This is a genomic window from Maritalea sp. (genome assembly GCF_051251695.1).
GTDB lineage: Bacteria > Pseudomonadota > Alphaproteobacteria > Rhizobiales > Devosiaceae > Maritalea.
Window position 1 is genome coordinate 1 of the sequence record NZ_JBPOEU010000005.1, and the last position, 23,537, is coordinate 23,537.

Annotated in this window: 16 protein-coding genes and 1 pseudogene; 14 read left to right on the top strand and 3 right to left on the bottom strand. The window is 49.2% G+C overall.

The features are described from left to right. Window positions 1-276, top strand: a pseudogene (locus ACSHWX_RS03535) (hypothetical protein); the annotation flags it as partial. Here the strand turns inward: ACSHWX_RS03535 and ACSHWX_RS03540 are convergent. Then, window positions 273-500 (bottom strand): hypothetical protein, encoded by a 228-nt coding sequence (locus tag ACSHWX_RS03540; RefSeq protein WP_435666808.1) that lies wholly within the window; start codon window positions 498-500, stop codon window positions 273-275. The pseudogene ACSHWX_RS03535 and the gene ACSHWX_RS03540 overlap by 4 nt on opposite strands. Before the next feature lie 9 nt (window positions 501-509). Then, window positions 510-1,106: a hypothetical protein gene (locus ACSHWX_RS03545; RefSeq protein WP_435666809.1), complete on the bottom strand. Its 597-nt coding sequence runs from the start codon at window positions 1,104-1,106 to the stop codon at window positions 510-512. Between the two features lie 266 nt (window positions 1,107-1,372). Between ACSHWX_RS03545 and acs the strand changes: the two genes are divergently transcribed. From acs to ACSHWX_RS03580, 7 genes are all read left to right on the top strand, one after another. After that, the gene (gene acs, locus ACSHWX_RS03550) at window positions 1,373-3,316 is read left to right on the top strand and encodes an acetate--CoA ligase (RefSeq protein ID WP_435666810.1); all 1,944 of its coding nucleotides are present in this window, start codon (window positions 1,373-1,375) and stop codon (window positions 3,314-3,316) included. A gap of 181 nt (window positions 3,317-3,497) precedes the next feature. After that, window positions 3,498-4,844: a FecR domain-containing protein gene (locus tag ACSHWX_RS03555; protein WP_435666811.1), complete on the top strand. Its 1,347-nt coding sequence runs from the start codon at window positions 3,498-3,500 to the stop codon at window positions 4,842-4,844. A gap of 99 nt (window positions 4,845-4,943) precedes the next feature. Beyond that, entirely contained in the window at window positions 4,944-7,736 is a 2,793-nt protein-coding gene (locus ACSHWX_RS03560; protein WP_435666812.1) for an EAL domain-containing protein, read from the top strand. A 61-nt stretch (window positions 7,737-7,797) separates the two neighbouring features. Continuing rightward, window positions 7,798-8,889 carry a glycoside hydrolase family 3 N-terminal domain-containing protein gene (locus ACSHWX_RS03565; RefSeq protein WP_435666813.1) on the top strand — a complete coding sequence of 364 codons (1,092 nt, stop codon included), beginning with the start codon at window positions 7,798-7,800 and terminating at the stop codon, window positions 8,887-8,889. 138 nt (window positions 8,890-9,027) lie between these two features. Beyond that, complete coding sequence (locus ACSHWX_RS03570; protein WP_435666814.1) at window positions 9,028-9,828, top strand: UDP-2,3-diacylglucosamine diphosphatase; 801 nt, start codon at window positions 9,028-9,030, stop codon at window positions 9,826-9,828. Then, window positions 9,825-10,850, top strand: coding sequence for a glycosyltransferase family 4 protein (locus ACSHWX_RS03575; RefSeq protein WP_435666815.1), 1,026 nt, complete (start codon window positions 9,825-9,827; stop codon window positions 10,848-10,850). Before ACSHWX_RS03570 ends, ACSHWX_RS03575 begins: the two co-directional genes overlap by 4 nt. Window positions 10,851-10,939: 89 nt before the next feature. Continuing rightward, window positions 10,940-12,154 (top strand): MFS transporter, encoded by a 1,215-nt coding sequence (locus ACSHWX_RS03580; RefSeq protein ID WP_435666816.1) that lies wholly within the window; start codon window positions 10,940-10,942, stop codon window positions 12,152-12,154. Between the two features lie 79 nt (window positions 12,155-12,233). On the opposite strand, the gene ACSHWX_RS03585 is transcribed toward ACSHWX_RS03580, so the two are convergent. Continuing rightward, a complete protein-coding gene (locus ACSHWX_RS03585; RefSeq protein ID WP_435666817.1) occupies window positions 12,234-17,435 on the bottom strand; it encodes a hypothetical protein in 5,202 nt (1,733 codons plus the stop codon). A gap of 350 nt (window positions 17,436-17,785) precedes the next feature. Here ACSHWX_RS03585 and ACSHWX_RS03590 point away from each other — a divergent pair, with 350 nt between their 5' ends. From ACSHWX_RS03590 to ACSHWX_RS03615, 6 genes are all read left to right on the top strand, one after another. Continuing rightward, window positions 17,786-18,172: an Hpt domain-containing protein gene (locus tag ACSHWX_RS03590; protein WP_435666818.1), complete on the top strand. Its 387-nt coding sequence runs from the start codon at window positions 17,786-17,788 to the stop codon at window positions 18,170-18,172. A gap of 120 nt (window positions 18,173-18,292) precedes the next feature. Next, window positions 18,293-18,613, top strand: coding sequence for a 2Fe-2S iron-sulfur cluster-binding protein (locus ACSHWX_RS03595; RefSeq protein WP_435666819.1), 321 nt, complete (start codon window positions 18,293-18,295; stop codon window positions 18,611-18,613). A gap of 206 nt (window positions 18,614-18,819) precedes the next feature. Further along, window positions 18,820-20,283, top strand: a complete 1,464-nt coding sequence (gene cysG, locus ACSHWX_RS03600) for a siroheme synthase CysG (RefSeq protein ID WP_435666820.1) — start codon at window positions 18,820-18,822, stop codon at window positions 20,281-20,283. 11 nt (window positions 20,284-20,294) lie between these two features. Continuing rightward, on the top strand, window positions 20,295-20,603 hold the full coding sequence (locus tag ACSHWX_RS03605; protein ID WP_435666821.1) for a DUF2849 domain-containing protein: 309 nt from the start codon (window positions 20,295-20,297) through the stop codon (window positions 20,601-20,603). Beyond that, window positions 20,590-22,236 carry a nitrite/sulfite reductase gene (locus ACSHWX_RS03610; RefSeq protein WP_435666822.1) on the top strand — a complete coding sequence of 549 codons (1,647 nt, stop codon included), beginning with the start codon at window positions 20,590-20,592 and terminating at the stop codon, window positions 22,234-22,236. Before ACSHWX_RS03605 ends, ACSHWX_RS03610 begins: the two co-directional genes overlap by 14 nt. Continuing rightward, window positions 22,229-23,515: a phosphoadenylyl-sulfate reductase gene (locus tag ACSHWX_RS03615; RefSeq protein WP_435666823.1), complete on the top strand. Its 1,287-nt coding sequence runs from the start codon at window positions 22,229-22,231 to the stop codon at window positions 23,513-23,515. Before ACSHWX_RS03610 ends, ACSHWX_RS03615 begins: the two co-directional genes overlap by 8 nt. Window positions 23,516-23,537: the final 22 nt, after the last annotated feature.

Here is a 23,537-nt window from a genome sequence, read left to right on the forward strand (position 1 = left end):
TATTTTATGCATTGGGAGGTCATGCGATGGTTAGCGCGGCAAAAGCGGATCAAGTGGTATGACCTTGGCGGCACGGATGGATTTTTAGGCCTGCACCAATTCAAAAATGGGATGGTGGGTAAAGCCGGTGTTGTCTCACAGGTGCCAAAAGTGATGAACTACGCGCATTGGATGTTGCCCCGATTGTTGGGCAATGGGTTGTTTTTTGCTCGTGACGCGCGGGCTAACATTTTGCGCAAGATTAAGTCGCTTCAGACGCAGGGTCCAAACAACTAGGCGCAATCATTGTCCTTGATGGCCATCACAGAGGACATCGTTGAAACCGCGTAGGGTACCAAAAACGTTGCGCCAATTTTCATGACGTCGCCGGCGGATAGGCTGGCTCCCATCATTTTGTCGTAATAGTTGATGATGGCGATGATTGTGCCAACAATTAGCGCAATGATGATAGCGCGCCGCACAACGATTGGGCGCATGGAGATGGTGATAAACTCAGTCATTTCTGCCTACTATTTTGATTGTGAAATCCAACTCTTAATTTGCCTTATGGCACGCCCCAATCGGCCCGTTACGACAAATGGTTTGTAGCCGGGAATGGTCTTTTCATACTGAACTTCAAATATTTTGTAGTCTTCGCCAAAAATGTGTTTCTCCAAATGCGCAGCCTCAGTCCAGCCATAGCGTTTGAGCAGCAACAACGCGCCTCGATTTTCCGTTCTGGTGTATGTGACCATTTTGTGCCAGTGCCCGTTATTAAACAGTTCAATTTTATATTTGTTGCCCAAAATCGCCAGTTTAGATTTTCTGAACTCGGGCAAGATGTAGCTCCAATACAAAAAGACCACGCCATTGTCTGGGCCTGAGACCATAAAGCCTGCGCGAACGCCATCTTTTCTTAGAATAGTAAGGTGATCTGGGTCGTCGTCAAACAACGCTTGCAAGAAATTCTGGTTTACGCGTGCTTTTTCAAAGGCTTTGAACTCATCGCAATAGAAATCGAGTTCATCAATTGCTTGATGCACATGCTGGTGAAGCCAACCTAAATCTGACTGCTGAGCTGGCCCCACCGTCTCTGAAGTCGTTTTGTCGATTTCGGCGATTTGCATTGCGAATTTTCCTCATTCGTTCAGCCTGCATTCTAATGCAGGTGTGTTTCACAATTCTTTCCATTGCCAAATTGTCCCAAAATTGGGCTAATCTAGTATTTGGAACCAAAAAGCCAATCGGAGATATTGACCCGGAGCATGCAACCCTTTAGCCATTTGAATACGGTGTTGTGGGGACAACGTGTAGTGCGCGTTTTGCATTGCCAACCGTAAGTCCGGCAGAAATGCCCCTGTTAGTAGACTTTAAAATGAGGAGGAGTGGCTCGATGAGTGACAACATTTATCATCCACCAAAGAATATCGTCTCACACGCCAAGATTGACGCTGAAAAGTACAAGAAAATGTATGAGCAGTCGGTCAATGATCCGGATGGATTTTGGGGGGAGGCTGCAAAACGTCTTGATTGGATGAAGACGCCGACCAAAATCAAAAACACAAGTTTTGAGCACCCGGACGTATCGATCAAGTGGTACGAAGATGGTGAGTTGAATGTGTCGGTAAACTGTATCGATCGTCATTTGCCTGACCGGGCCGATCAAGTCGCCCTCATTTGGGAAGGCGATGAGCCGGGCACAGATATGCACATCACTTACCGGCAATTGCATCGTCGTGTTTGCCGGTTTGCCAATGTGCTTAAGGATCTTGGCGTCACTAAAGGTGATCGCGTCACTATCTATCTGCCGATGATCCCAGAAGCTGCTTATGCTATGCTCGCCTGTACGCGCATTGGTGCAGTGCATTCAATTGTTTTTGCAGGGTTCTCACCTGAGGCGCTGGCTGGTCGGATCACAGATTGCAAATCTAGTATTGTGATCACCGCTGACGAAGGTCGTCGTGGTGGCAAAACAGTGCCGTTAAAAGCGAACGTTGATGAAGCGGCTAAGCACGCGTTGGGCCTAGAGAAAATTCTGGTCGTTGAAAATACAGGTAATGAAATCGCCATGAAGGGCGGCCGCGACGTTTGGTGGCACGAAGCTGCAACCGGAGTTGATGATTTTTGCAAGCCAGAGCGCATGAACGCTGAAGATCCGTTGTTCATTCTTTATACGTCTGGATCAACTGGCACGCCAAAGGGCGTATTGCATACGACAGGTGGTTATCTTGTTTATGCAGCCATGACCCACGAATATACATTCGATTATCATGATGGCGATATTTACTGGTGTACTGCCGACGTTGGATGGGTCACCGGGCACAGCTACATCATCTATGGGCCATTGGCCAACGGCGCGACATCGCTAATGTTTGAGGGTGTACCCAACTATCCCGACGCATCTCGTTTCTGGCAGGTTTGCGAAAAACATAAGGTCAACCAGTTCTATACAGCTCCAACGGCCATTCGCGCACTAATGGGCGCAGGCAATGAATATGTCGAAAACTGTGACCTGAGTTCGCTTCGTATTTTAGGAACTGTCGGCGAGCCAATTAATCCAGAAGCCTGGAATTGGTACAATGAGATTGTCGGCAAGGGGAATTGTCCCATTGTTGATACATGGTGGCAAACAGAGACTGGCGGTCATTTGCTGACGCCACTTCCAGGTGCCACACCAACAAAACCGGGATCAGCTACAAATCCGTTCTTTGGCATTCAACCAGTGATATTGGACCCGCAAAAGGGCACGGAAATTACCTCAGTCGAAGCCGAGGGCGTGTTGTGCATCAAGGACAGTTGGCCCGGCCAAATGCGTTCGATTTATGGTGACCACGGTCGGTTTGTGAAAACGTATTTCTCTGATTACAAGGGCTATTACTTTTCAGGTGATGGCTGTCGTCGCGATGCTGACGGATATTATTGGATCACCGGCCGTGTAGACGATGTGATCAATGTTTCTGGGCACCGCATGGGCACTGCCGAAATCGAAAGTGCTCTTGTTGCGCACAATAAGGTGTCTGAAGCCGCCGTGGTGGGGTATCCCCACAATGTAAAAGGGCAGGGCATTTATTGTTACGTCACGTTGATGGCCGGGGAACAATCAAGCGATGAGTTAAAACTTGAACTGCGCAATTGGGTCCGCAAAGAAATCGGTCCGATTGCCTCGCCTGATCTTATGCAGTTTGCGCCCGGTTTGCCCAAAACGAGATCTGGAAAAATCATGCGCCGTATTTTGCGTAAGGTTGCAGAGAATGATTATGGCGCGCTGGGGGATACCTCAACTTTGGCCGATCCGAGCGTTGTTGATGATCTAATTGAAAATCGTCAGAATAAGTAATTTTGCAATATGCATTTACTGATTGGGCATCGCGAACTTCGCGGTGCCCTTTTTTGTGTCCAAAGATGAGTTAATACTCGGTTTACCCAAATCCTCAAAATTTTGGGGCATTTAACTCCATCTATATAGCGGTTAGTGAATATGTCTGCTTGAACCCAGTTTCTGGGTCGAAGGGGCACACATGAGAATTTTTGGACGCATTTTTTCGGTATTGGTTTTGGTATGCATTTGCACAAGTGCAGCATTTGCTGACGATTGGGTGGCGACAAAACTGCGTGGTGGTGTGTTCGTTTTTGAGAATGGTGCATGGCTGCAGATCAAACGTGGTCATGTTGTTTCTGACGATAGTGCGATCCAAACCGCCAAACGTGCGCGCGTGGTGTTTTCCCGTGGCAAAGAAACAATCGACATTAAAGGTGATACCCGCATCCGAATTTCTGATCGGGAAGGGGCCAGCCGCACGGTTGTGTCGCAAGATTTCGGCGAAATTACAGTTGATGTTGAAAAACGAAACGTTGAACATTTTGAAGTGCGTTCACCACTGCTCGCAGCCGTGGTTAAAGGCACCAAGTTTACAGCGAGTGCGCGCGACGGGAAAGCGTCCATCAAGGTAGAGCGCGGACGTGTTGAGGCGCGCGACGATAAAGCGGACATGAAAGTGGACGTTATGCCCAACCAAAATGTTGCGATTGATAAAGATGAACAACCGGTGCTTATGGTTGAAGGTCGTGGCAAAAAAGAACCCATTCGGGCGATGAAGTCTGGGAAAGTTCTTTCGGTTAAACAGATCATCGAAAAGGTCGAGAAAGCCAGACCATCGTCTCCTGTTGTGTTGGAAAATGTGGAAACCATTGCTGCGCAGCAGGGCACAAAAATGTCCGATAAAGATATGAAATTCGCGGCGGCCAAGCAGATGAAAGCGGCGAAAAAATCTGGAAAAGCAAAGGCGATTGCGCAGGCAAAAGCGTCAATGGATGTGGCTAAGGATGGGCGAAATGCCAAGAACGTTGCTGCGGCATTGAAGGCAAAACAGAGTTCTGATGCGTCAAAAGATACCGACCGCGACGATGCGAGATCTACCGAACGAGCAGCGAAAAAGGACGTAAAGGCTGCGGAAAAAGCTTTGAAAGTAGCTAAAAAATCCGGAGATGAGCGCGCAATTCAAGCGGCAGAAACCGTTAAAGAAGCCGCAAAAGAGAATGTGAAAACTGTGCGGCAGGAAAATGCCAAGGCGAAAAAGGAAACCCCGAAAGAAAACAAGCGCAAAGACGACGATAAACGTAAAAGCGACGATAAGTCCAAGCGTGATGACAAAGGCAAGAGTGAAAACAAGCGAGCGGTCGAAGAAAAACCCAAAGGCGTGGAAAAACCCAAGAGCGTCGATAAGCGCACGGGTGACGATAAACGCAAGAGCGATGATAAGCCAAAGAAAGAAGATAAAGGCCCGAGCGACAAGAAGGAAGACAAGCCTAAGAAGGAAGACAAGTCCGATAAGGATAAGAATGATAAGAAGGGCAAGAAAAAGTAGAGCAGCCACTTATAATCCATTGGGTTTGATTAAGAGCGTCGTAACGCAAATGGTGCATTGTTAAGTCTACGTTGTTTGTTGGGTTGAGTTGCACATTTTATGCGAGCGTCGCTGAGAAATTTTGCGGTTCTATTTTTATTGGCACTTGTTTTGTTTTTGACCGGGCAAAACGGGTTTTTCCTTGGGGTGGACAACACCTTCAAAGAATGGCGTTTTAGTGGACATCAAGTCCCAGCCTCCGGCCAATTGGTTTTTGTCGACATAGATGCCCGTAGCTTACAAGAAATCGGTCAGTGGCCTTGGCCCAGAACGATTTATGCAGATGTCCTTGATAAGCTTATTGAAAATGATGCGGCAGATGTCGCGTTTGACATCGACTTTTCCAACACTTCGACAGCCGAAAATGATCTGGCGTTTGCAAATGCGCTAGAGCGTGCTGGTGGGTTTACCTATCTAGCCGCGTTGCAGCAATTGGGTTTTAACACGAATGGTGATCCCATACTGATCACCAATAAACCGTTGGATATTTTTTACGCGCATTCTGATTTGGCACTTGTAAATGTTGAGCCAGACAAGGATGGGCAAGTTTGGATGTTTTCCAAATATGGTATTGTTGACGGCGATATTGTGCCCTCACTGCCAACAATTTTTGCGCCCAAAGAGCATGAGAAAAATAATAATTCCTATTTCATCGATTTTTCAATCGACTTAGGTTCGATCGACCGTATATCGATCATAGACTTGTTAAACGGCCAGGTTGACCGAACGAGGATTGAAGGTAAAAAAGTTGTTATTGGAGCGTCTTCGCTAGACTTAGGCGACACACTCGATGTCCCCCACTATGGTCGTATTCCAGGGCCCTTGGTTCAATTGATGGCTGCTGAAACGCGCCTGCAAGGCCGGGAGTTGCAGCAAATAAACGTATTGGCCCCTTGGTTTTTGATCGTGCCACTGATCTTTTTTGTGGCTCGCTTTAGGCGGATACGGTTTTTGCCCTTGGCATTCTTACTCGGTGGGTTTTCCGTCGGCGTGGAGTTTTTTGCCTTCATATTGCAGAGCCAGTTCTGCCAGATTATCGATGTGTTTTGGGTCCATTTGAGCGCGTTGTCTGTGTTCATCTATATGCAGTTTTACGCCATGGACATGCAAAAGATTTTGGTTCGGCAAGTGTCCGGCCAAAATGTAAGAATGCAAACAATACTCGATCGTATCATTTCCGATAATTTTGACGGCGTTGTGATTATTGACAGCAGCCGAAAAATTCTTGCGGCAAGTGCGCCTGCCGAAAAAATGCTGAGTATGCGTGACCATTTGGTTGGCGCGTCCTGTGGTGTATTGCCAGAAAGACTTTTTCAAGAAGTCAACCAAGCCTTTGCTGACGCAGCGACCAGAGTGGTGCCAATCATCGCGCCAATTTATGTTCTCAACAAAGATGAAAATGGCGACCCATCCCTCGTTATTGAATATTCAGTGACTGTTTCGTCTGTAAGCCGTGTCGATGGGCAGCGTTCTAAAGGTGCAACTGAATATGTCGCCTGCCTGACATTTCGCGATATTACCCATCGGCACAATCATCAAAAACGCATGGACTTTTTGGCCAATCATGATCCGCTGACCGGGGCATTTACCCGATCAAGGCTTGAGGAAGAACTTGGCAATTTTGTTACAAGCGAAGATGGCGGCGAGAACGGTTTAACGGTCGTTCTGCTTGATCTGGATAGGTTCAAAAACGTCAATGAAACGCTCGGGCACGCCGCCGGTGACGGTGTTCTAATCGAAGTCGCAAACAGATTGGCCCAAAGTGGGCTCTATAGTGTGGCTCGACTTGGTGCGGACAGGTTCGCAGGTGCGTATCCGGGGGTGATGTCCACGATCGAAATTAGCAAACTTTTAGAGAAAATTATCGCGAATGTTACAGAGCCTTACGCCTTGGACGGCCACCGTGCCCTTATTGGCGTCAGCATTGGTGCAACCGACACTGAAAATTCTGGCTTTTCCCCCAATGTATTGATTTCTCAGGCAGATATGGCTTTATCTGAGGCAAAAGAAATTCCCGGCAATAGCTTTTTCTTGTTTAAATGTGAGCTGAATGACCGCATTCACGAGCGGCAGCGGGTTGAAATGGCCCTGCTAGATGCGGTTGGTCATGACCAACTTTATTTGCAATACCAGCCGCAGGTGGATTTGGCTGACGGCGAATGCGTCGGGGCCGAAGCGTTGGTCCGCTGGCTGCATCCAGAACTCGGCCGTGTCAGTCCTGACCGCTTTATTTCTGTGGCTGAAGATAGTGGTATGATCATTGAAATTGGCCGTTGGGTCTTGGTGAAAGCTTGTATTGACGCGATGGCTTGGCCAAAACCCTACAAGGTTGCCGTAAATGTTTCGGCTGTCCAATTCGAGTATGGCGATGTTGTCGGTGCTATTCGACATGCGTTGGAGGTGTCCGGCCTGCCGGTGGAACGTTTGGATATTGAGATCACTGAGAGCGTATTTGTGACCAAGCAAGATCGGTTCATTCAAACGCTTGATGAAATCGTGGATATGGGCGTTGGAGTTGCACTGGATGATTTTGGAACCGGCTATTCCTCATTGAGTTACCTTAGTCGTTTGCCCGTTGATAAAGTGAAGATCGACCAGTCATTTGTTCGTAATCTGCCTGACGACGAGCAATCCATGGCGATTGTACAATCAGTATTGTCCTTGTCTTCAGCCATGAACAAAACGGTTGTGGCAGAGGGTATTGAAACCGCTGATCAAGCTTGGGTGTTAAGGCTCGCCGGGTGTGGCATCGGTCAGGGATATTTGTTTGGGCGTCCGCAATCAAATGAAGAATTTTGCCGATATCTGGAGCGTGCGGACATACCAGACTTTTTGAACAAGTCGTCCGCATGATTGCCCTTACTCTGCCTCTTTTGTTTTGCACAAATTAAACTCAAATTCTTTTGGAGATATTATGCGCGTTGCTTTGATTGCGAGTTTGCTCGTTTGCATGTTTTTAAATGCCTCATCCGCCATGGCGCAGACCATCCGCGAAATGGCCGGTCAAATGATCATGATTGGTTTTCCGCACGATAAGGCCGGTTCCGATAGTCATAAACGTTTGGCAGCATTGGTGAAGGCTGGGCAAATTGGCGGGGTGATGTATCTCAAGTTCAATGTAAAAAGCTTAGCCGAAGTGACCAAAATGAACCGAGCGCTAAATAGTGCCGGCGCAAAGTTCAGCCCGTTGATCGCGATAGATCAAGAAGGCGGTGTTGTCGAACGGCTTACGAGTTCAGTTGGGTTTACGGAAATCCCCAAAGCACGAGAAGTCGCGCTCGGCATGAATAAGGATGGCGCAACCGAACTATATTCAGACTTGGCAAAACGGATGGCGAAACTGGGGTTCAATGTCAATTTTGGCCCCGTTGTTGATGTGATCGTCAATAAGAACAACCCGATTATTGCCAAATATGGTCGCTCATATTCATCGCGCACCGACATTGTGACCAAATTTGCTGAGGCGTTTATTGATGGGCACCACAAGGCGGGCCTTTTGACGTCGCTCAAGCATTTCCCAGGACACGGCTCTAGTGCTGGGGATTCCCATCTGGGCTTCGTCGATATCACCAAAAGCTGGACCAAGGCAGAATATGAGCCATTTGAAGCGCTTATCGCGAACAACAAAGCCGACATGATTATGGCTGGCCATCTTTATCACAAGGGCTTTGTACAGGACGGTGAGGGGCAGGTCCCCGCCAGCCTATCGTCGGTCGCCTTAACGACGGTTTTGCGCCAAGGTATGGGATTTGACGGGGTGGTTATCTCGGATGATATGGAGATGGGCGCAATCACCAAGCATTACGGCTTTGAAGATGCAATTATCCGCGCAGTTAGAGCTGGAAATGATATCTTGTTGTTCTCGAACACCATAAAGCCTTCTCTTGGCCTGCCGGAACGGATTTTGAGCGTTTTAGAAAAGGAAGCAGCTCGCGATCCAATTTTCGCTCAGCGGATTTCGCAAAGTTATCAGCGCGTTGTCGCCATGAAGTCAAAATTGAACTAAGTTTTGTTTTTGCGTATATTGGTAATGGTTAGTCGGTTTGTTGTTTTATTTGTGTGACGTCATCATATAGACTGTCACAAAACTGAATCCTGAATCGGATTAAAAAACTCAGCGCAGTAGATATTAGCGAGCGTAGGTATGACTGAAGTACACCAGCCAAAACATGTAAAAGCGTTGTTTATTTCCGACTTGCATTTGGGCATGAAGACGATTCGTGTTGACCAGTTGCTGGATTTTTTGAAATGTCATGATGCCGAAACCATATATTTGGTGGGCGATATCATTGATGGATGGCGGTTGCAGAAAAACTGGCGCTGGCCAACAAGCTATAATATTTTGCTGCAAAAGCTTTTGCGTAAGGCCCGTAAGGGTGCGCGGATTGTCTATTTGCCTGGCAATCACGACGAGTTTTTGCGCAATTATGTTGGCACGCATTTCGGTGATATCGAAATTGTGGATCGAGTTATTCACCACGCAGCAGATGGCAAACGCTATTTGGTCATTCATGGTGACCAATTTGATGTCGTTGTGCTTCATGCCAAGTGGTTGGCGCATTTAGGCGATTGGGCATATAACGCTGCGTTGCGGCTCAATATTGGCATTAACTTCATACGTCGTAAGCTTGGGTTTGGTTATTGGTCGCTGTCGGCTTGGGCCAAACACAAAGTTAAAAATGCGGTTAGTTTTATTGGTCGTTATGAAGAAGCTCTGGCCCTTGAAGCCAAAAGAACGGGCGTTGACGGCGTAATTTGCGGCCACATTCATCATGCTGACATGCACGACCATTACGGTACTCGATATATCAACACAGGCGATTGGGTCGAAAGTTGCACGGCGATTGTCGAACATCATGATGGCACGTTCGAATTGATTCGTTGGACTGACATGGCTGCGCCAAAATCAGGGACGCGAGCAGACCACTCGCACAAGGCCGCATGAAAAATATTCTCATCGTCACGGATGCATGGCATCCCCAAGTCAATGGTGTTGTGCGCTGTTTAGACAAGGTTGGCGATGAATTAGAGATGATGGGTCATCGCGTAACCTATCTTACACCCGAGCGTTTTTGGACAATGCCCATGCCGACCTACCCAGAGATCCGGCTTTCGCTTGCATCTCTTGGACAAGTTGAAGAGATCATCGACCAAGTCGAACCAGATTTTATCCACATAGCGACTGAAGGCCCGCTTGGTTTGTTGGCCCGACATGTTTTGATCAACAGAGACCTTCCTTTCACCACCAGCTTCCACACCCGATTTGCAGAGTATCTTGCTGCGCGACTGCCTGTGCCTTGCGAATGGAGCTACGCCTATTTGCGGTGGTTTCATGAGCCTGCCGTTCGCACGATGGCGCCAACAAAGGGCGTCGTTGCGGATCTCACTTCAAGAGATTTCAAAGATGTCGTGCCTTGGACACGCGGCGTCGATGTAAATCGCTTTAAACCAGCAGAAAAGTCGTTGTTTAAACACTTGCCTGGCCCGCACTTATTGTGTGTTGGTCGTGTTGCCGTGGAGAAAAATGTTGAAGCGTTTCTACGCTTGGATGTGCCGGGCACAAAAATTGTCGTGGGGGATGGACCACAATTGGTGGAGCTACGATCACGTTATCCGCAGGCAGTTTTTACCGGGCAAAAGTCTGGAGCTGAATTGAGTGCGCATTATCAAAGTGCGGATGTCTTTGTTTTTCCATCGAAAACCGACACGTTCGGCAATGTAATGATTGAGGCGATGGCATGTGGATCACCAGTTGCCGCCTACCCTGTTATCGGGCCGATTGACGTGCTGACTGATCCAGCTGCCGGGGTCATGCACAAGGATTTGGCTCAAGCAACAACAGCAGCGTTGCACCTTGATCGAGCAAATGCACGTCATCATGCGATGCGGTTTACTTGGCGGCAGTGCGCGCAGATGTTCTTTGATTACCTTGCGCCAATGGTGCAAAAAGCAAGCAAGGCTGCTTAAATCTGCGCGCATATTGGTGAATTAGCTTGCGAGATTTGACAAATCAGGGCATCGATTAACTGCAATTCGGTGCCTTTTAGGGTTTTCACATGTCTGCTGGTCTAACTTCTCGTTTCACTTCTTCGGAAGCGCGTGCCTCTTACTTTTATGGTTCAATGTATTTGGCGGTCGGCGCGGCTGTGCCATTTCTACCCCTTTGGCTAAGGCACAAAGGGTTTAGTGATGCTGATATTGGTATTCTGAACGCTGTTCCCATTTGGACGATGGTTCTCATCAATGTATTTGTTGGTCGGTTAGCCGATAAAGCTTCTGATTGGCGTCAGGTTATTCTGGCCTGCAGTATTGTTGCGGCGTTGGCACCGCTGCTTTTGTTCTTCTTGGATGATGTTTGGCTTATTGTCGTTGTTTGGACGTTATGCGTTTTGCCGGTGATGACGCTTTCGCCAATTCTAGACGCTGCAACGGTCCGTATGACAAGACGGCGTGGCAGTGATTTTGCGATGATTCGTGTATGGGGAACCGTAGGCTATGTTGCTGTAAATCTCATTGCGGGTTGGCTTTTAGGTTGGGCAGGGATTGCGTTGTTCCTGCCGTTATATGTCATTTTTTGCCTTGTGCGCGGGGGGATGGCTTTTCAGCTTCCCGCCTTTCGCGCGACAGCACCCGAAGATGCTAAACTAAAGGCAGAGGCTAAAGACGCTCCACCACCGCACAAATTGCAGGCGCAAGCCTTCAAAGATATGTTCCGCCCCTGGTTTATTCTCGCGATTTTGGGTTCTGCCCTAATCGTTGCGTCGCACGGACCGCTTTATACATTTGGGTCACTATTGTGGGATCAACAGGGTATAGGCAAAGAGGTGATTGGGCCACTATGGGCGATTGGCTCTGGTGCCGAGGTGTTGGTGTTTTTAGCATTCGCACGTATCGCTCGGCGATTTTCAGCTCGCCATCTACTGTTGTTCGCAGCTTGCGTGACTTGCGCGCGCTGGGTCGGCATGAGCCTAGAAATACCAACATATGGCTACTTCTTGCTGCAAATGTTGCATGCGATTTCGTTCGGCATTACCTATTTGGGCACATTGAATTTCGTAGCGAACTGGACCGCTGAAAGTTTTGCGGCTGAAGCACAAAGCACCGTGCAGGTCTTGTCTCAGGCCCTGTTGGCGACTTTGGTGTTTGGGTCTGGTTTTATATTTTCCCAGTTTGGCGCGTTGGCGTTTGGGATTTCTGCAATTGTTGCATTGGCAGGCGGTCTATGTGTGCTGGCGTCACTCATGCTGATTAATCCCAGATCAGAAGTTTAGCTATCTGAACATATAAAAAAAATGGCCCACGTTTTTTAAAACGCGGGCCATAAATTTCTTTTTTCAATTTGGTTTAAGCTTATCCCAAGCGACCGTTGGCATGGGCCAACATGGTGTAGACTTTGCCTCTGTCAGACGTCAGTTGCGCCTGTGTATCCACGACAGGATTTTGTCCGTTTGCAGCTTCACGCAGTAATTGTTCGAACTCTGACATGAACTCGCGAGCTGTGTTTGCAAAATCATCGTCGCGCTTTAACTTCTTGCGAATGTCGTCAAATGTGCCCTGACCAGCCAGTGTATATAGGCGGCGTGAGAATACATCTGTTTGGCCATTCTGATAACGCATCCACGCATCTTCAAGTGCAGTTTGATCAACAGCTGCAATCATTTCGCTGGTCAAGCTGTTCAAGTTGCTTTCGCGAGGTTGAACGTTTGCTTGTTGCTGATTGGCAGAGGCATTGCGCAATAGTGAACGCACCCAATTGTCGCTGTCTTCGCCTGTAGACGCTTTGGCCGCTGTCGCTGGTGGGGTGACAGGTGTACGTTGCTCAACATTTGAACGCAGAGTTTGTGCAGCAGGACGTGCCTGTTGTTTTTGCTGTTCCGCTTCAATTTGACGTTCCAGCAGGGCAGCAATTTGCTCTGATGAAATATCGTCATCCCGTGACGGTGTTTGCGCACTCGGGCGGCGTGTTGGTTGTGGAGCCGGACGTGGCTGTTCCACTGGACGGCGTTCCTCTTGACGAGGTGCTTCCTGTCTTAACGGCGCTTGCTTTGGTGGTTCTCTGCGCGGTGCCGGTTCAGGCATTGGCTCCCGACGAGCAGGGGCCGATGTGAAACTGTGTGAGCTTGGTTGCGCATTGACGATGTTGTTCAATTCGCTCAACGCTTCGATTTGTTCAGCGACCACACGGCGCATGGCAGCCGCGCTTGCTTTGGTTTCCTCAGGCAGTTCCAACATGCCGCGTTGCAGTTCGCCACGGGTGGCTTGCAGTTCTTCGTTCATCTGGCCCGCAGTTGTACGCATAGCCTGAGCCGTTTCGTTGAACTGGGCTGTTGCATGACGAATTGCTTCTTGCATTTCGTCCACCAACGCTTTTTGCGTTTGTTGCACAGCGCTTTGTGCGCGTTGTGCTTCGATGCCTGCTGTTTCGGTCAATGTGCGCAAGTTGTTTGAAACAGAGCTTGATGCGCCGCGAACAGTTTCGTCCAAAGCTTCTTGTGTTGCTGCTATCCGTTGTTCGGCTTCGGAAACGGTTTCTGAAAGAGAACTTGCAAATACGCGAAGCCGGTTGTCGATCTCTTCAGCGCGGTTGGTAAAGCCGTGTGCCAATGCATCCAGCGCCGTACGGCCACCCTCGATCGTATCGATTGAAATCATGCTGGCGTTGGTTAGGTCACGCGCTGCATCGGTGAACCCATGCGCCTGGCCTTCAAGCGTGTGTTTAACTTCGCCAACTTCTGCCAACAAACCACTAATGGTTGCTTGCAGCGCAGATACATGATCGCCCATCAAACGACCAGCGTCGTCTGTGCCCAACACGGCCTGACGCACTGCATCTGAGTAACGTACAGTGTGCTGGCCGATGCTGGTTTCAAGTGTCGCTAAGTTGTTGCCTGATGTTTCAAGCACTTGCTGCAATAGCATATTTGAATCATTGAGTTTGGTTAGAGCATGGGTCACGTCTTCTTCAATACGAGACGTTGAAGCAGCTATGACTTGTTCTGCACCCGTCGCAGAGTTTTCAAGCGCAGCGGTCAAGACATTCTGGTGGTTGGCAAGACGTTCATCCAACTCGTTGGTTTTCTGGTCGATGAGTTTAGACAATGTTTCAGACTGAAGCGCGACAACGCGGTTCATTGCTGACGACTTGTCGCTCAACTCTTGTGCTGTGGCTACGCCGCGTACTTCAACCAAGTCTTCAATTTTGGCGCTGACTTCGCCCAGTTGAGCCATCGCACCACGCACGAGAGTATCCATGCGGGTGGCGGTTGTTTCAACATCGGCTGAAATGTCAGCCGTCATGCCGACCAGTTTTTCTTGCAAGCTTGCAGAAATGCGGTTTGCGCCTTCATCAATGTTGGACATTGTTGCGCCAAGGGCTGTGGAAACAGAAGCGTTGATTTCATTCAAGCGCTCTGCCGTTGCATCAGCGCGCGCAGAAATTGCATCCGGTAGGGTGCTGAGTTTTTCGTCAATTGTGCGGCTAAGGTTTTCAGCAGTTGAAGCAAGTCTTGCTTCGCTCTGCGTAGAGCTTGCCTCAATATTTTGTGCCGCTTGGGTCGAAGAGGCGACAAGACGTTGCTCGCTATCCGAAATCCGGCCCTCAATTGATTTGTTCAGGCTATTCAATGTGGCTGCAAGTCGCTGCTCGCCATCAGAAACCCGCGTTTCAACATTGGAAGCCAAGCTCTCAACAGTTTCGCTCAAGCGCTTCTCGCTATTGGCGATCCGTTCCTCAGCTTGTCCTGTCAGGCCGTCAACCGCGCTTGTGAGGCTTTGTTCAGTGTTCGTGACGCTGTTCGTAAGCGATGATGTCAATCCATCAACAGCAGTGGTTAGGCTTTGTTCGCTATTCGAAACGCTGTTCTCAATAGCCGACGTCAAGTGCTGGGTCGCGCGGCCAAGTGTTTCAGCGGACCTTGATACGCGGCTAACAATGGTTTCATCTAGTTTGTTTGTTGCATCATCAAATGTTTGCGTGGACTCAATGACGGCCTTCTCAACCCGTCCGGCAAGTCTATCTGTGCTTTGTTCGATATTCGAAATTGCGCTTGTTACTTTGCCAGCAACCCCATGCTCAGCATCTGACAAGCGGGCAATAGCGCCGTCAATTTCGGTGCCCAAATGCTCGTTAACCTCAGAAACCTTAGCTTCGATCATCGAAGAAACCTGCTGGGTGCGTGTTTCCATCGTTTCGTTAACGTCGCGCAAGCTGTTGTCGATATTGTCGCGGAACTTGTTGCCAGATTGGTCAAAGGCGTAGGTGAGTTCTTCAGTACGCTGATGCATTTCAGCGCTCAACTGCGCCGCGCTAGACTGCAGGCGATCGTTGATGGCGGTTGTCTGAGCGTTCAGCGTGTCTTCCAATGATTTTGCCGATTGGGTCATGCTTGTGCTGTTTTGATCAATTGTATCAATCAACTTGCCGCCTTTTTCGCTCACAATTTCGTCCATGGATTTAAGACGACTGTCCAAAACCACAGCGACTTCGTCTACGCGGGCTGTAAGTTGAGCCGAAGTAGCATCTCCAGCATTTTGCAACGATGCGCGTGCCTCTTCCGTCCGGGCCGTAAGTTGTGCAGCAGTTTTTTCACCAGCAGTTTGCATTGAAGCGCGTGCTTCTTCGGTGCGAGCCGTAAGTTGAGCTGCAGTTGCTTCGCCGGCACTTTGTATGGATTGGCGAGCGTCATCAGCGCGGGCTGTAAGTTGCGCAGCGGTCGCATCACCAGCATTTTGCAACAATATGCGGGCATCGTCTGCGCGTTCTTCTAGAACGCCACCAATTTGCAATAGGGCAGATTGAACACTGCTTTCCAGATTGTTGGATTGGATCGCCAGCGTTTCGTCAAAACGTGTACCAAATTCGGTCAGACTTGACTGTGCGCTTGCAGCGTTTTGAAGCACGCTTTGTGCCAGCCTGTCGCCAACACTTGACATTTGGTCTGAGATTTCTTCACCGCGTAGGCTCATCTCGACCAGCACCGCTTCGCCAGAGGCACGCAATACGCCGCTCAGTCTCGCGCTTTGCGCATCAACGGCTGCAGAAATAGCCGAAGCACCGCCTTCAAACGTACCTGTAAGGGCTGAAATGCGCTCGGCAACGTTTGAATTGAAACCTTCTGTCCCGCTATTCAGGGCCGACGTCAGCAAATCGGATTTTTCATCGAACAGGGCCGTAAATGCATTTGTGTTCTGGCCAAGCAGTTGAGAAATCTCATCAACACGGTTTGACACTAGTTCGCCAAAACCGTCGGTACGGCTGGATAGAACTTGATCCAATTGTGCAGTTCGTCCGGAAATTGTTTTGTCTAGCGTTTGGTTTCGCTCATCAAACGAGCTTTCCAACAAGGAAGTCCGTTCAGAAAGAATACCGTCAAATGCGTTTGATTTGTCTTCAATCGCTGCGGATAATTGACCCGTACGGTTCGTCAATATGTTGTCGAACTCGTTTGATTTTTCAGCAATTGATGCAGCAAGGTTTGCAGTGCGTTCATCAACAATGATGTTCAGTTTTTCCGCGCTGTCATCCAATGAGGCAACCAAATCGGCTTGTCGATTTTGAATTGTTTCATCGAAATTCTTGGCGCGGTCGGCAATAGCATTATCAATGATAAGTCCGGCTGACTGCACAGCTTGTGTCGCGTCTTTTGACTGGGTGTCGATTGTTGACGTGATATTGCCGCCAACAGTTTTCATTTGATCAACAAATGAGGTGCCAACACTATCTAGCTTTGTGGCAAAATCCGAATGAACGTCAGAAATGGCTTCGCGGACGCGCTCTGAATTCGTCACAACGGCATTGCGCTGAGACGCGAGCTCTTCGATCAGCGCGCGCATCCGCAATTCATTGTCCGCATAGGTGCGTTCCAAAGAATTCACTTCATTGTGGACCATAACTTCGAGTTCGCTGGCGCGGGAGAGGGCGCGTTCAAGTCCGTCACCAATAGCGTTAACTTCGCGGCGCACTGCTTGGCCAACAGTTTTGATTTGTTGGGATGCTGCGGCTTCTGGTTCCGTCAAACGCATAGCGGCTTGGGTCATAGAAGAAGCGGCAAGGCGCAGATCGTGAGCGCGACGGGTCATGACAGCCAGCGCATAAAACGCCAAGATGGGAATAACCAGCAACGCTGCATAGGCGGCAAACTCTGGTGTACGCAATGTTTCGCTGAATAAAGCTGGGTCACTAAGGCTTGGACCAAAGCGGAAAAAGCCCAACGTTCCAATAATTGCGGCCCATACAATCGAAGCCACAGAGGCAACCCAGTAGGGCGCAGAAGTTGGCTTGGCTTGTAGTGAATAAAGAATGCCCGCTGCGCTGGAACGGTCGTCGTTCGCAATACCAGCTGCGCGTGCAGCGATGCGCTCGGCGGACCGCGTACGGCTAGCGGGTGCAGCTTTTGATTTCGGGTTGGCCGCGTTTATTTCGGGTGCGGCGTCCTTATTGGATGTAGCCTTTTTGGCTGTGTTCGTGGCAGCTGGTTGTCCCAGCGCGTTTTCGACCGCTGAAAATGCAAGCGATGCCGGGTCCTTAGGTGTTGAACCGTTATTTTTAGCCATACTCAGTACTACCTTTGCGTCCGCACACGTCCCAACATTGCGGCGTAGGTGAGCTCTGGCAAGCCGCATCGCAAAATTTGGATGCGCCCCGGAGCGTCCCCCGGAAATTCGTAACGCATTAAAAAATAATGCACTTTTAGCCAATTCTCCAACGCCGCCGAACGTTGGTATCACGCTTTTATACACCTTTTCGACGACGAATTTACATTTTTATTAAAAAATGATTAACGCGTCATGGTTGTTGACCTTGTTTGCACTCAATTGTGCCTGAATTTGGGCGCTTAATCGAGCATTCACTCCTTTATGATAAAGTTGTGAATAGTTGAGTTGAGTAAAAGTTAGGATGCAGTATGGCAAGCGCAACGGCGTTCGCACCTCATGCACAAAACAATATTAATGAGTATGGTCAGGAACGATTGATTGATCTGGTCTATTTGGCCCGTCAGACCATGGGCAGTAAGTCGCTAGAGATTGAAATTCTTCGGCTTTTTAAAACCCAACTTGAAATTCACTTAGATTCCTTCGCTGAGTCGGAAGATGACGGACAGCTCCGTATGCGGTTGCACACAATTAAGGGTGCTTCTGGCGGGGTAGGTGCATTTGAAATTGGTCAGTTGGCGGCGACAGCCGAGGCTTACCTTATTAAGGGTGAAGAAATACCCGACGGCCAAATTGATGGATTGCGACAGGGTATTCAATCGACTGTAATTTACATCAATCAACTGTTGGCGGACTAACACCAAGTCTTTGCAAATGTGTTGTGTGCTGTGGCAAAACCAGTTTAATGGTTGATTGCTTGATCAAATTGGTCAACGGCGATATAGAACGCGCCAAGAGCAATTTAAGGAACACCCATCATGGCTAAAATCACCTATGTAGAAGCCAATGGCACGCGCCATGACGTTGAAGCAGAAACTGGATCAACGGTCATGGAAAATGCCATACGCAATGATGTTCCTGGCATTGTGGCAGAATGCGGCGGTGCGTGTACCTGTGCAACTTGTCATGTCTATGTTGATAAAGACTGGACCGCGAAAGCTGGTGGCCCTTCTGTTATGGAAGAAGATATGCTGGATTTCGCCTTTGATGTGAAAGATGAGAGCCGTTTGTCTTGCCAAATCAAGGTTTCAGATGAACTTGACGGCCTCGTTGTTCATGTCCCTGAAAATCAGGCATAGATTTCTCCCAAATTGATTTCGGGAAGAATTTTTCTACAAATCGTGTCATTTTTGAGATGAAATTTCTCATGCTGGTCCAAATTGCCTAGTTGGCGTTTTGCACTGTGTCGATTTAGTAGAAAATGTAAAAATCTAACAATTTCAATGACTTGGCTTTATGCGAAGAGTGTCTTATTTTAGCTTCATCGATTAATCGAGGTCGCAAAATGACACGTCTGGGCATATTCCCTGTATCCTACAAGGTTCGGGGCAAGAAAATCGTTATTGTTGGTGGTGGTGTGGAAGCACTGGCCAAGGCGCGTCTTGCGGTAAAGACAGATGCGCATGTGCTTGTTGTTGCGCGCAAGATCGAAGTTGATTTTTCAGCGCTAACGGCTACCGATGCACATATCGAGATTCTTCAAGAAGCATTCGCCATGCATCACTTGGACAATGCCGCACTGGTTTTTGTTGGTGATGAAGGCCCGGACGCTGAGATAGCTAAACGACTGACGAAAGAGGCTGGTTTACCGCTTAACGTTGTCGATCAGCCCGCGCTTTGCGATTTTTTTACCCCCGCCATAGTTGATCGTGCGCCGATTTCGATTGCAATCTCCTCCGAAGGCGAAGCACCTGTTTTGGCCCGTTTGGTACGGGCTAAAATTGAAGCTTTGTTGCCGCTGCATCTTGGCGTATTGGCTGGTCTAGCCGGTGGCTTGCGACATTTGGTTGAGCAGCTGATCAGTTCTGGTGATCGCCGCCGCAAATTTTATCAAGAACTTTTAGCATCGTCCCAGGTCGAAGATGCGTTGGCCAACGGCCAGCAAGATAAGGCCAATCAATTGGCCAACCAGTTGCTGGTGGAACACGCCAATGTTGTCCAAAGCGTTGGTGCTCAGCGTCAAGGATTTGTGCATTTGGTCGGTGCGGGGCCGGGGGCTGAAGATTTGCTGACGCTTCGGGCGCAACGGGTTTTACAAAGTGCGGACGTCATTGTGCATGATCAGTTGGTGCCAGAAGCTGTTGTGCAAATGGGTCGACGGGACGCTGAGCGGGTGCCGGTGGGCAAAGCCAAAGGCCGTCATTCCTTTACGCAGAAACGTATCAACAAGTTGATTGTTGAGCTTGCGCAGACAGGTAAGCAGGTTGTGCGGCTCAAAGCTGGCGATCCGATGATTTTTGGTCGCGCGGCTGAAGAAATTGAAGCGATGGATGAAGCTGGCGTGGAATATGCAATTGTTCCTGGTATCACCGCCGCCGCCGCTGCCGCATCTGATGCGCACTTGCCCGTCACCTTGCGCAATGTCGCCTCTGGTGTGGTTTATGCCACTGCGCACGGCGCGAATGACACAACCGTGACCCATTGGGCGACCTTAGCGAAATCAGGCCTAACGCTTGGCATTTATATGGGCAAATCCATTATGCAGGATGTGGCGAAAGAGCTGGTTGCCGAAGGGTTATCACCAACAACGCCATTGGGCATCGTGGTCAATGCGGGCCGCACGAACAGCACGCGATACTTGTCCAGTTTGGCAGAAATTTCAAATGAAGTGCCGCAATTGGCTGACGGTCCAGCAATCGTTTTTGTTGGGGAAGCCGTGGCCAGCGGCAAGTGGCAGATCCAAATGGATCAACCCGTTTTAGATCAAAATTCAACTGGGGGCGCGCTCCCTGAAATTCAGGTGGCGTAAAGGATATTCAGATGAACGCAATTACTGCAAATGAACTAATCTCGGGTGCTGTTGTGTACCTTTACGAAAATGGAGACTTCGGTGTTGATCTTCAGCAAGCCAAGCTTTTTGGTGCAGAAGAGCAAACAGATCTCGCAGCGTTTATGGCAAAGGCTGCGCTGAACATCAGATTGGTGAGCCTTGAGGCCATTGATGTTGAAGTGAGCGAAACTGGCACCGTGTGGGCCAATCGCTTAAGAGAGCAAATTAGGGCAGATGGCCCAACCGTTGGTGGCTTTGCGCGTCAAAGTCTAGAAGGAGCCGATCATGTATCGCTATGATGAATTTGATGCGGCTTTTGTCCGTCAGCGTACTGAGCAGTTTTCGCACCAAGTTGAACGCCGCCTGACCGGCGAGCTAACGGAGGACCAATTTCGTCCGTTGCGTTTGATGAATGGTCTTTATTTGCAGTTGCACGCCTATATGCTGCGCGTCGCGGTGCCTTACGGCACCATGAATTCGACCCAGTTGCGTAAGCTTGCGCATATCGCGCGTAAATATGACCGGGGATACGGTCACTTTACGACCCGTCAGAACATTCAGTTCAATTGGCCCAAACTCAAAGATGTACCTGCCATTTTAGCTGAGCTGGCCAGTGTTGAAATGCATGCCATTCAAACGTCTGGCAATTGCATTCGCAACGTGACGACAGACCAGTTTGCAGGCGCAGCGGCAGACGAGATTATTGATCCGCGTCCTGTAGCTGAAATTATTCGCCAATGGTCTTCTTTGCACCCTGAATTTTCGTTTTTGCCACGTAAATTCAAAATCGCGATCACGGGTGCGCCCCAAGATCGTGCGGCAGTTAAGTTCCATGATATTGGCTTGATGGCGACCACGAATGACGCGGGCAAAGTTGGCTGGCGGGTATTTGTTGGCGGCGGTTTAGGCCGTACGCCGATGGTGGGCAAAGAGATTTCCGATTTTGTTGCCGACGAGTATTTGTTACCATATCTGGAAGCCATTTTGCGCGTTTACAACATGCACGGCCGTCGCGACAACAAGTATAAAGCGCGGATCAAGATCCTTGTGCATGAAACGGGCATTGAGACCATTCGGGAACAGGTTGAAGCTGAATTTGCTGAAATCAAAGAGGGCGTCTTGAAGCTGCCCCAAGGCGAATTGACCCGCATTACCGAGTATTTTGCAGCGCCTAGTTTTACACCGCAAACCGACACCGCAATTGATGTGGCACAGTTTGAAGCGACGGATAGCGCTTATGCGCGGTTCCTGAAGCGCAACCTGCATCCGCACCGCGAAGAAGGCTATGTCAGCGTTACGGTTTCTTTGAAACCCATCGGTGGTGTGCCCGGCGATGCAACTGACGTGCAAATGGAAGCAATCGCTGATTTGGCAGAGCAATATAGCTTTGACGAATTGCGCGTGAGCCACGAGCAAAATTTAGTGTTGCCCCATGTCGCGATTGGCGATGTTCGCGCGATTTATGACGTTTTGGTTGAGCAAGGATTGCAAGAAGGTAATGCAGGATTGCTTTCGGACATTATCGCATGTCCCGGCCTTGATTATTGTGCGTTGGCCAATGCCCGTTCTATTCCGATTGCCCAAGCAATTTCTGAGAAGTTTGCGGATCGCGAAGAAGAATTTGGCGAGTTAAAGCTCAAGATTTCGGGCTGTATCAATGCCTGTGGGCACCACCATGTGGGACATATTGGTATTCTTGGTGTTGAGAAGAAAGGCACTGAGCTTTACCAAATTACCGTTGGTGGAGATGCAACCGAGAACGCATCTGTCGGCACAATTTTGGGCCGTGGCGTCGTCGCAGAAGAAGTGCCGGGCGCGCTTGAGAAATTGCTCAACCGCTACATGGCAGAGCGCCAAAATGCAGACGAAAGCTTTATTGATGCTTATCGTCGATTGGGTGACGCACCTTTTAAGGAGGCGCTTTATGGTTAGTTCAAATTTAGCCCACGCAGCAACAGTAAAGCCACGTCCAACGGATTTGGAACTGGTTGCGTTGAACGGCATGTTTGACGAGAAGGACGGCTTGTCCGTTCTGCGGCATGCGCTTAACGAGGACATATCTCCAAATTCGATTGCTATGGTCTCCTCGTTTGGCGCGGATAGTTCGGTGTTGTTGCACATGGTTGCCCAGATCAATCCTCATCAAGAGGTTTTGTTTTTGGAAACAGGCAAGCATTTTGCCGAGACACTTGAATATGTTGAGATGATGAAAAAGCATCTTGGTCTGACCAATGTGCGCTTTTTGGAGCCTGACACCAAAGACGTTGAGCGCTTTGACGCTAAGGGTGACCTTTGGCAAACGGACCCAGATAGCTGTTGTCATATTCGTAAGACCGAACCACTTGATGCAGCGCTTAAGAACTATGGCGGCTGGGTGACGGGCCGTAAGCGGTTCCAGACCAATGATCGTGGTGTGTTGCCGCATTTTGAGTTGACCACGGACGACCGGATAAAAGTCAATCCGCTGGCCTACTGGGACAATGATGATGTGAAAGCCTATCGGGAAGCGCACGATTTGCCTGCGCATCCATTGTTCTTGAAGGGGTATCTTTCCATCGGTTGTGCGCCATGCACATCGATGGTGAAGGACGGGGAAGACCCACGTTCTGGCCGTTGGCGCGGCAAGGACAAAACCGAATGTGGCATTCATTTTGATGTGAGTGGCAAAATAGCTAATCCGGGTGCAGAGTTGGAACAAAGCCAAATGAATTTGTTTAAAGACGGCGCGTTTATCGCCGATAATTGGCGTGACCTTCAAGAAGATGAAGCGCTGAATGATCTGCATCATGTCCATATTCCACTAAGCGTATATGTTGACAATAAAAGCGAAGTTGACGCCCAGCAAGGTGCTGTCGGTATCCTCTTGCAGGCTGGCGACGATGTTGACGCCCTTGGTGAGAACGCGAAGCGTTTCGCCTCCATTGTGGTCGAGTTTCCAGCGTTCACAGACGGCCGGGGATATTCTTACGCGCGGCTTTTGCGGGAGCGTTATGACTATACTGGTGAGCTGCGCGCCCGTGGCGACATTCTGACCGATCAGGTTCCATATTTCCAAAGATGTGGATTTGACGCCTTGACTGTTGGAAATGCAGCGACCAGAAAAGCACTTGAAGAAAATGACCTTGGTGAGGTATCGATCTTCATGCAACCTATTGGGGCATCCGCTGAGGTGCCTGTTGGAACACGTCCGTTTTTGCGGCGGGCAAAATAATAAACTTACTGGGTGGTCCAGC

What these genes read in the sequence shown, in the direction of transcription:
- ACSHWX_RS03555 (WP_435666811.1), top strand. Translation starts at nt 3,498, where the DNA reads ATGAGAATTTTTGGACGCATTTTTTCGGTATTGGTTTTGGTATGCATT.
- acs (WP_435666810.1), top strand. Translation starts at nt 1,373, where the DNA reads ATGAGTGACAACATTTATCATCCACCAAAGAATATCGTCTCACACGCC.
- ACSHWX_RS03580 (WP_435666816.1), top strand. Translation starts at nt 10,940, where the DNA reads ATGTCTGCTGGTCTAACTTCTCGTTTCACTTCTTCGGAAGCGCGTGCC.
- ACSHWX_RS03570 (WP_435666814.1), top strand. Translation starts at nt 9,028, where the DNA reads ATGACTGAAGTACACCAGCCAAAACATGTAAAAGCGTTGTTTATTTCC.
- ACSHWX_RS03545 (WP_435666809.1), bottom strand. Translation starts at nt 1,106, where the DNA reads ATGCAAATCGCCGAAATCGACAAAACGACTTCAGAGACGGTGGGGCCA.
- ACSHWX_RS03540 (WP_435666808.1), bottom strand. Translation starts at nt 500, where the DNA reads ATGACTGAGTTTATCACCATCTCCATGCGCCCAATCGTTGTGCGGCGC.
- cysG (WP_435666820.1), top strand. Translation starts at nt 18,820, where the DNA reads ATGACACGTCTGGGCATATTCCCTGTATCCTACAAGGTTCGGGGCAAG.
- ACSHWX_RS03560 (WP_435666812.1), top strand. Translation starts at nt 4,944, where the DNA reads ATGCGAGCGTCGCTGAGAAATTTTGCGGTTCTATTTTTATTGGCACTT.
- ACSHWX_RS03585 (WP_435666817.1), bottom strand. Translation starts at nt 17,435, where the DNA reads ATGGCTAAAAATAACGGTTCAACACCTAAGGACCCGGCATCGCTTGCA.
- ACSHWX_RS03610 (WP_435666822.1), top strand. Translation starts at nt 20,590, where the DNA reads ATGTATCGCTATGATGAATTTGATGCGGCTTTTGTCCGTCAGCGTACT.
- ACSHWX_RS03575 (WP_435666815.1), top strand. Translation starts at nt 9,825, where the DNA reads ATGAAAAATATTCTCATCGTCACGGATGCATGGCATCCCCAAGTCAAT.
- ACSHWX_RS03615 (WP_435666823.1), top strand. Translation starts at nt 22,229, where the DNA reads ATGGTTAGTTCAAATTTAGCCCACGCAGCAACAGTAAAGCCACGTCCA.
- ACSHWX_RS03605 (WP_435666821.1), top strand. Translation starts at nt 20,295, where the DNA reads ATGAACGCAATTACTGCAAATGAACTAATCTCGGGTGCTGTTGTGTAC.
- ACSHWX_RS03595 (WP_435666819.1), top strand. Translation starts at nt 18,293, where the DNA reads ATGGCTAAAATCACCTATGTAGAAGCCAATGGCACGCGCCATGACGTT.
- ACSHWX_RS03565 (WP_435666813.1), top strand. Translation starts at nt 7,798, where the DNA reads ATGCGCGTTGCTTTGATTGCGAGTTTGCTCGTTTGCATGTTTTTAAAT.
- ACSHWX_RS03590 (WP_435666818.1), top strand. Translation starts at nt 17,786, where the DNA reads ATGGCAAGCGCAACGGCGTTCGCACCTCATGCACAAAACAATATTAAT.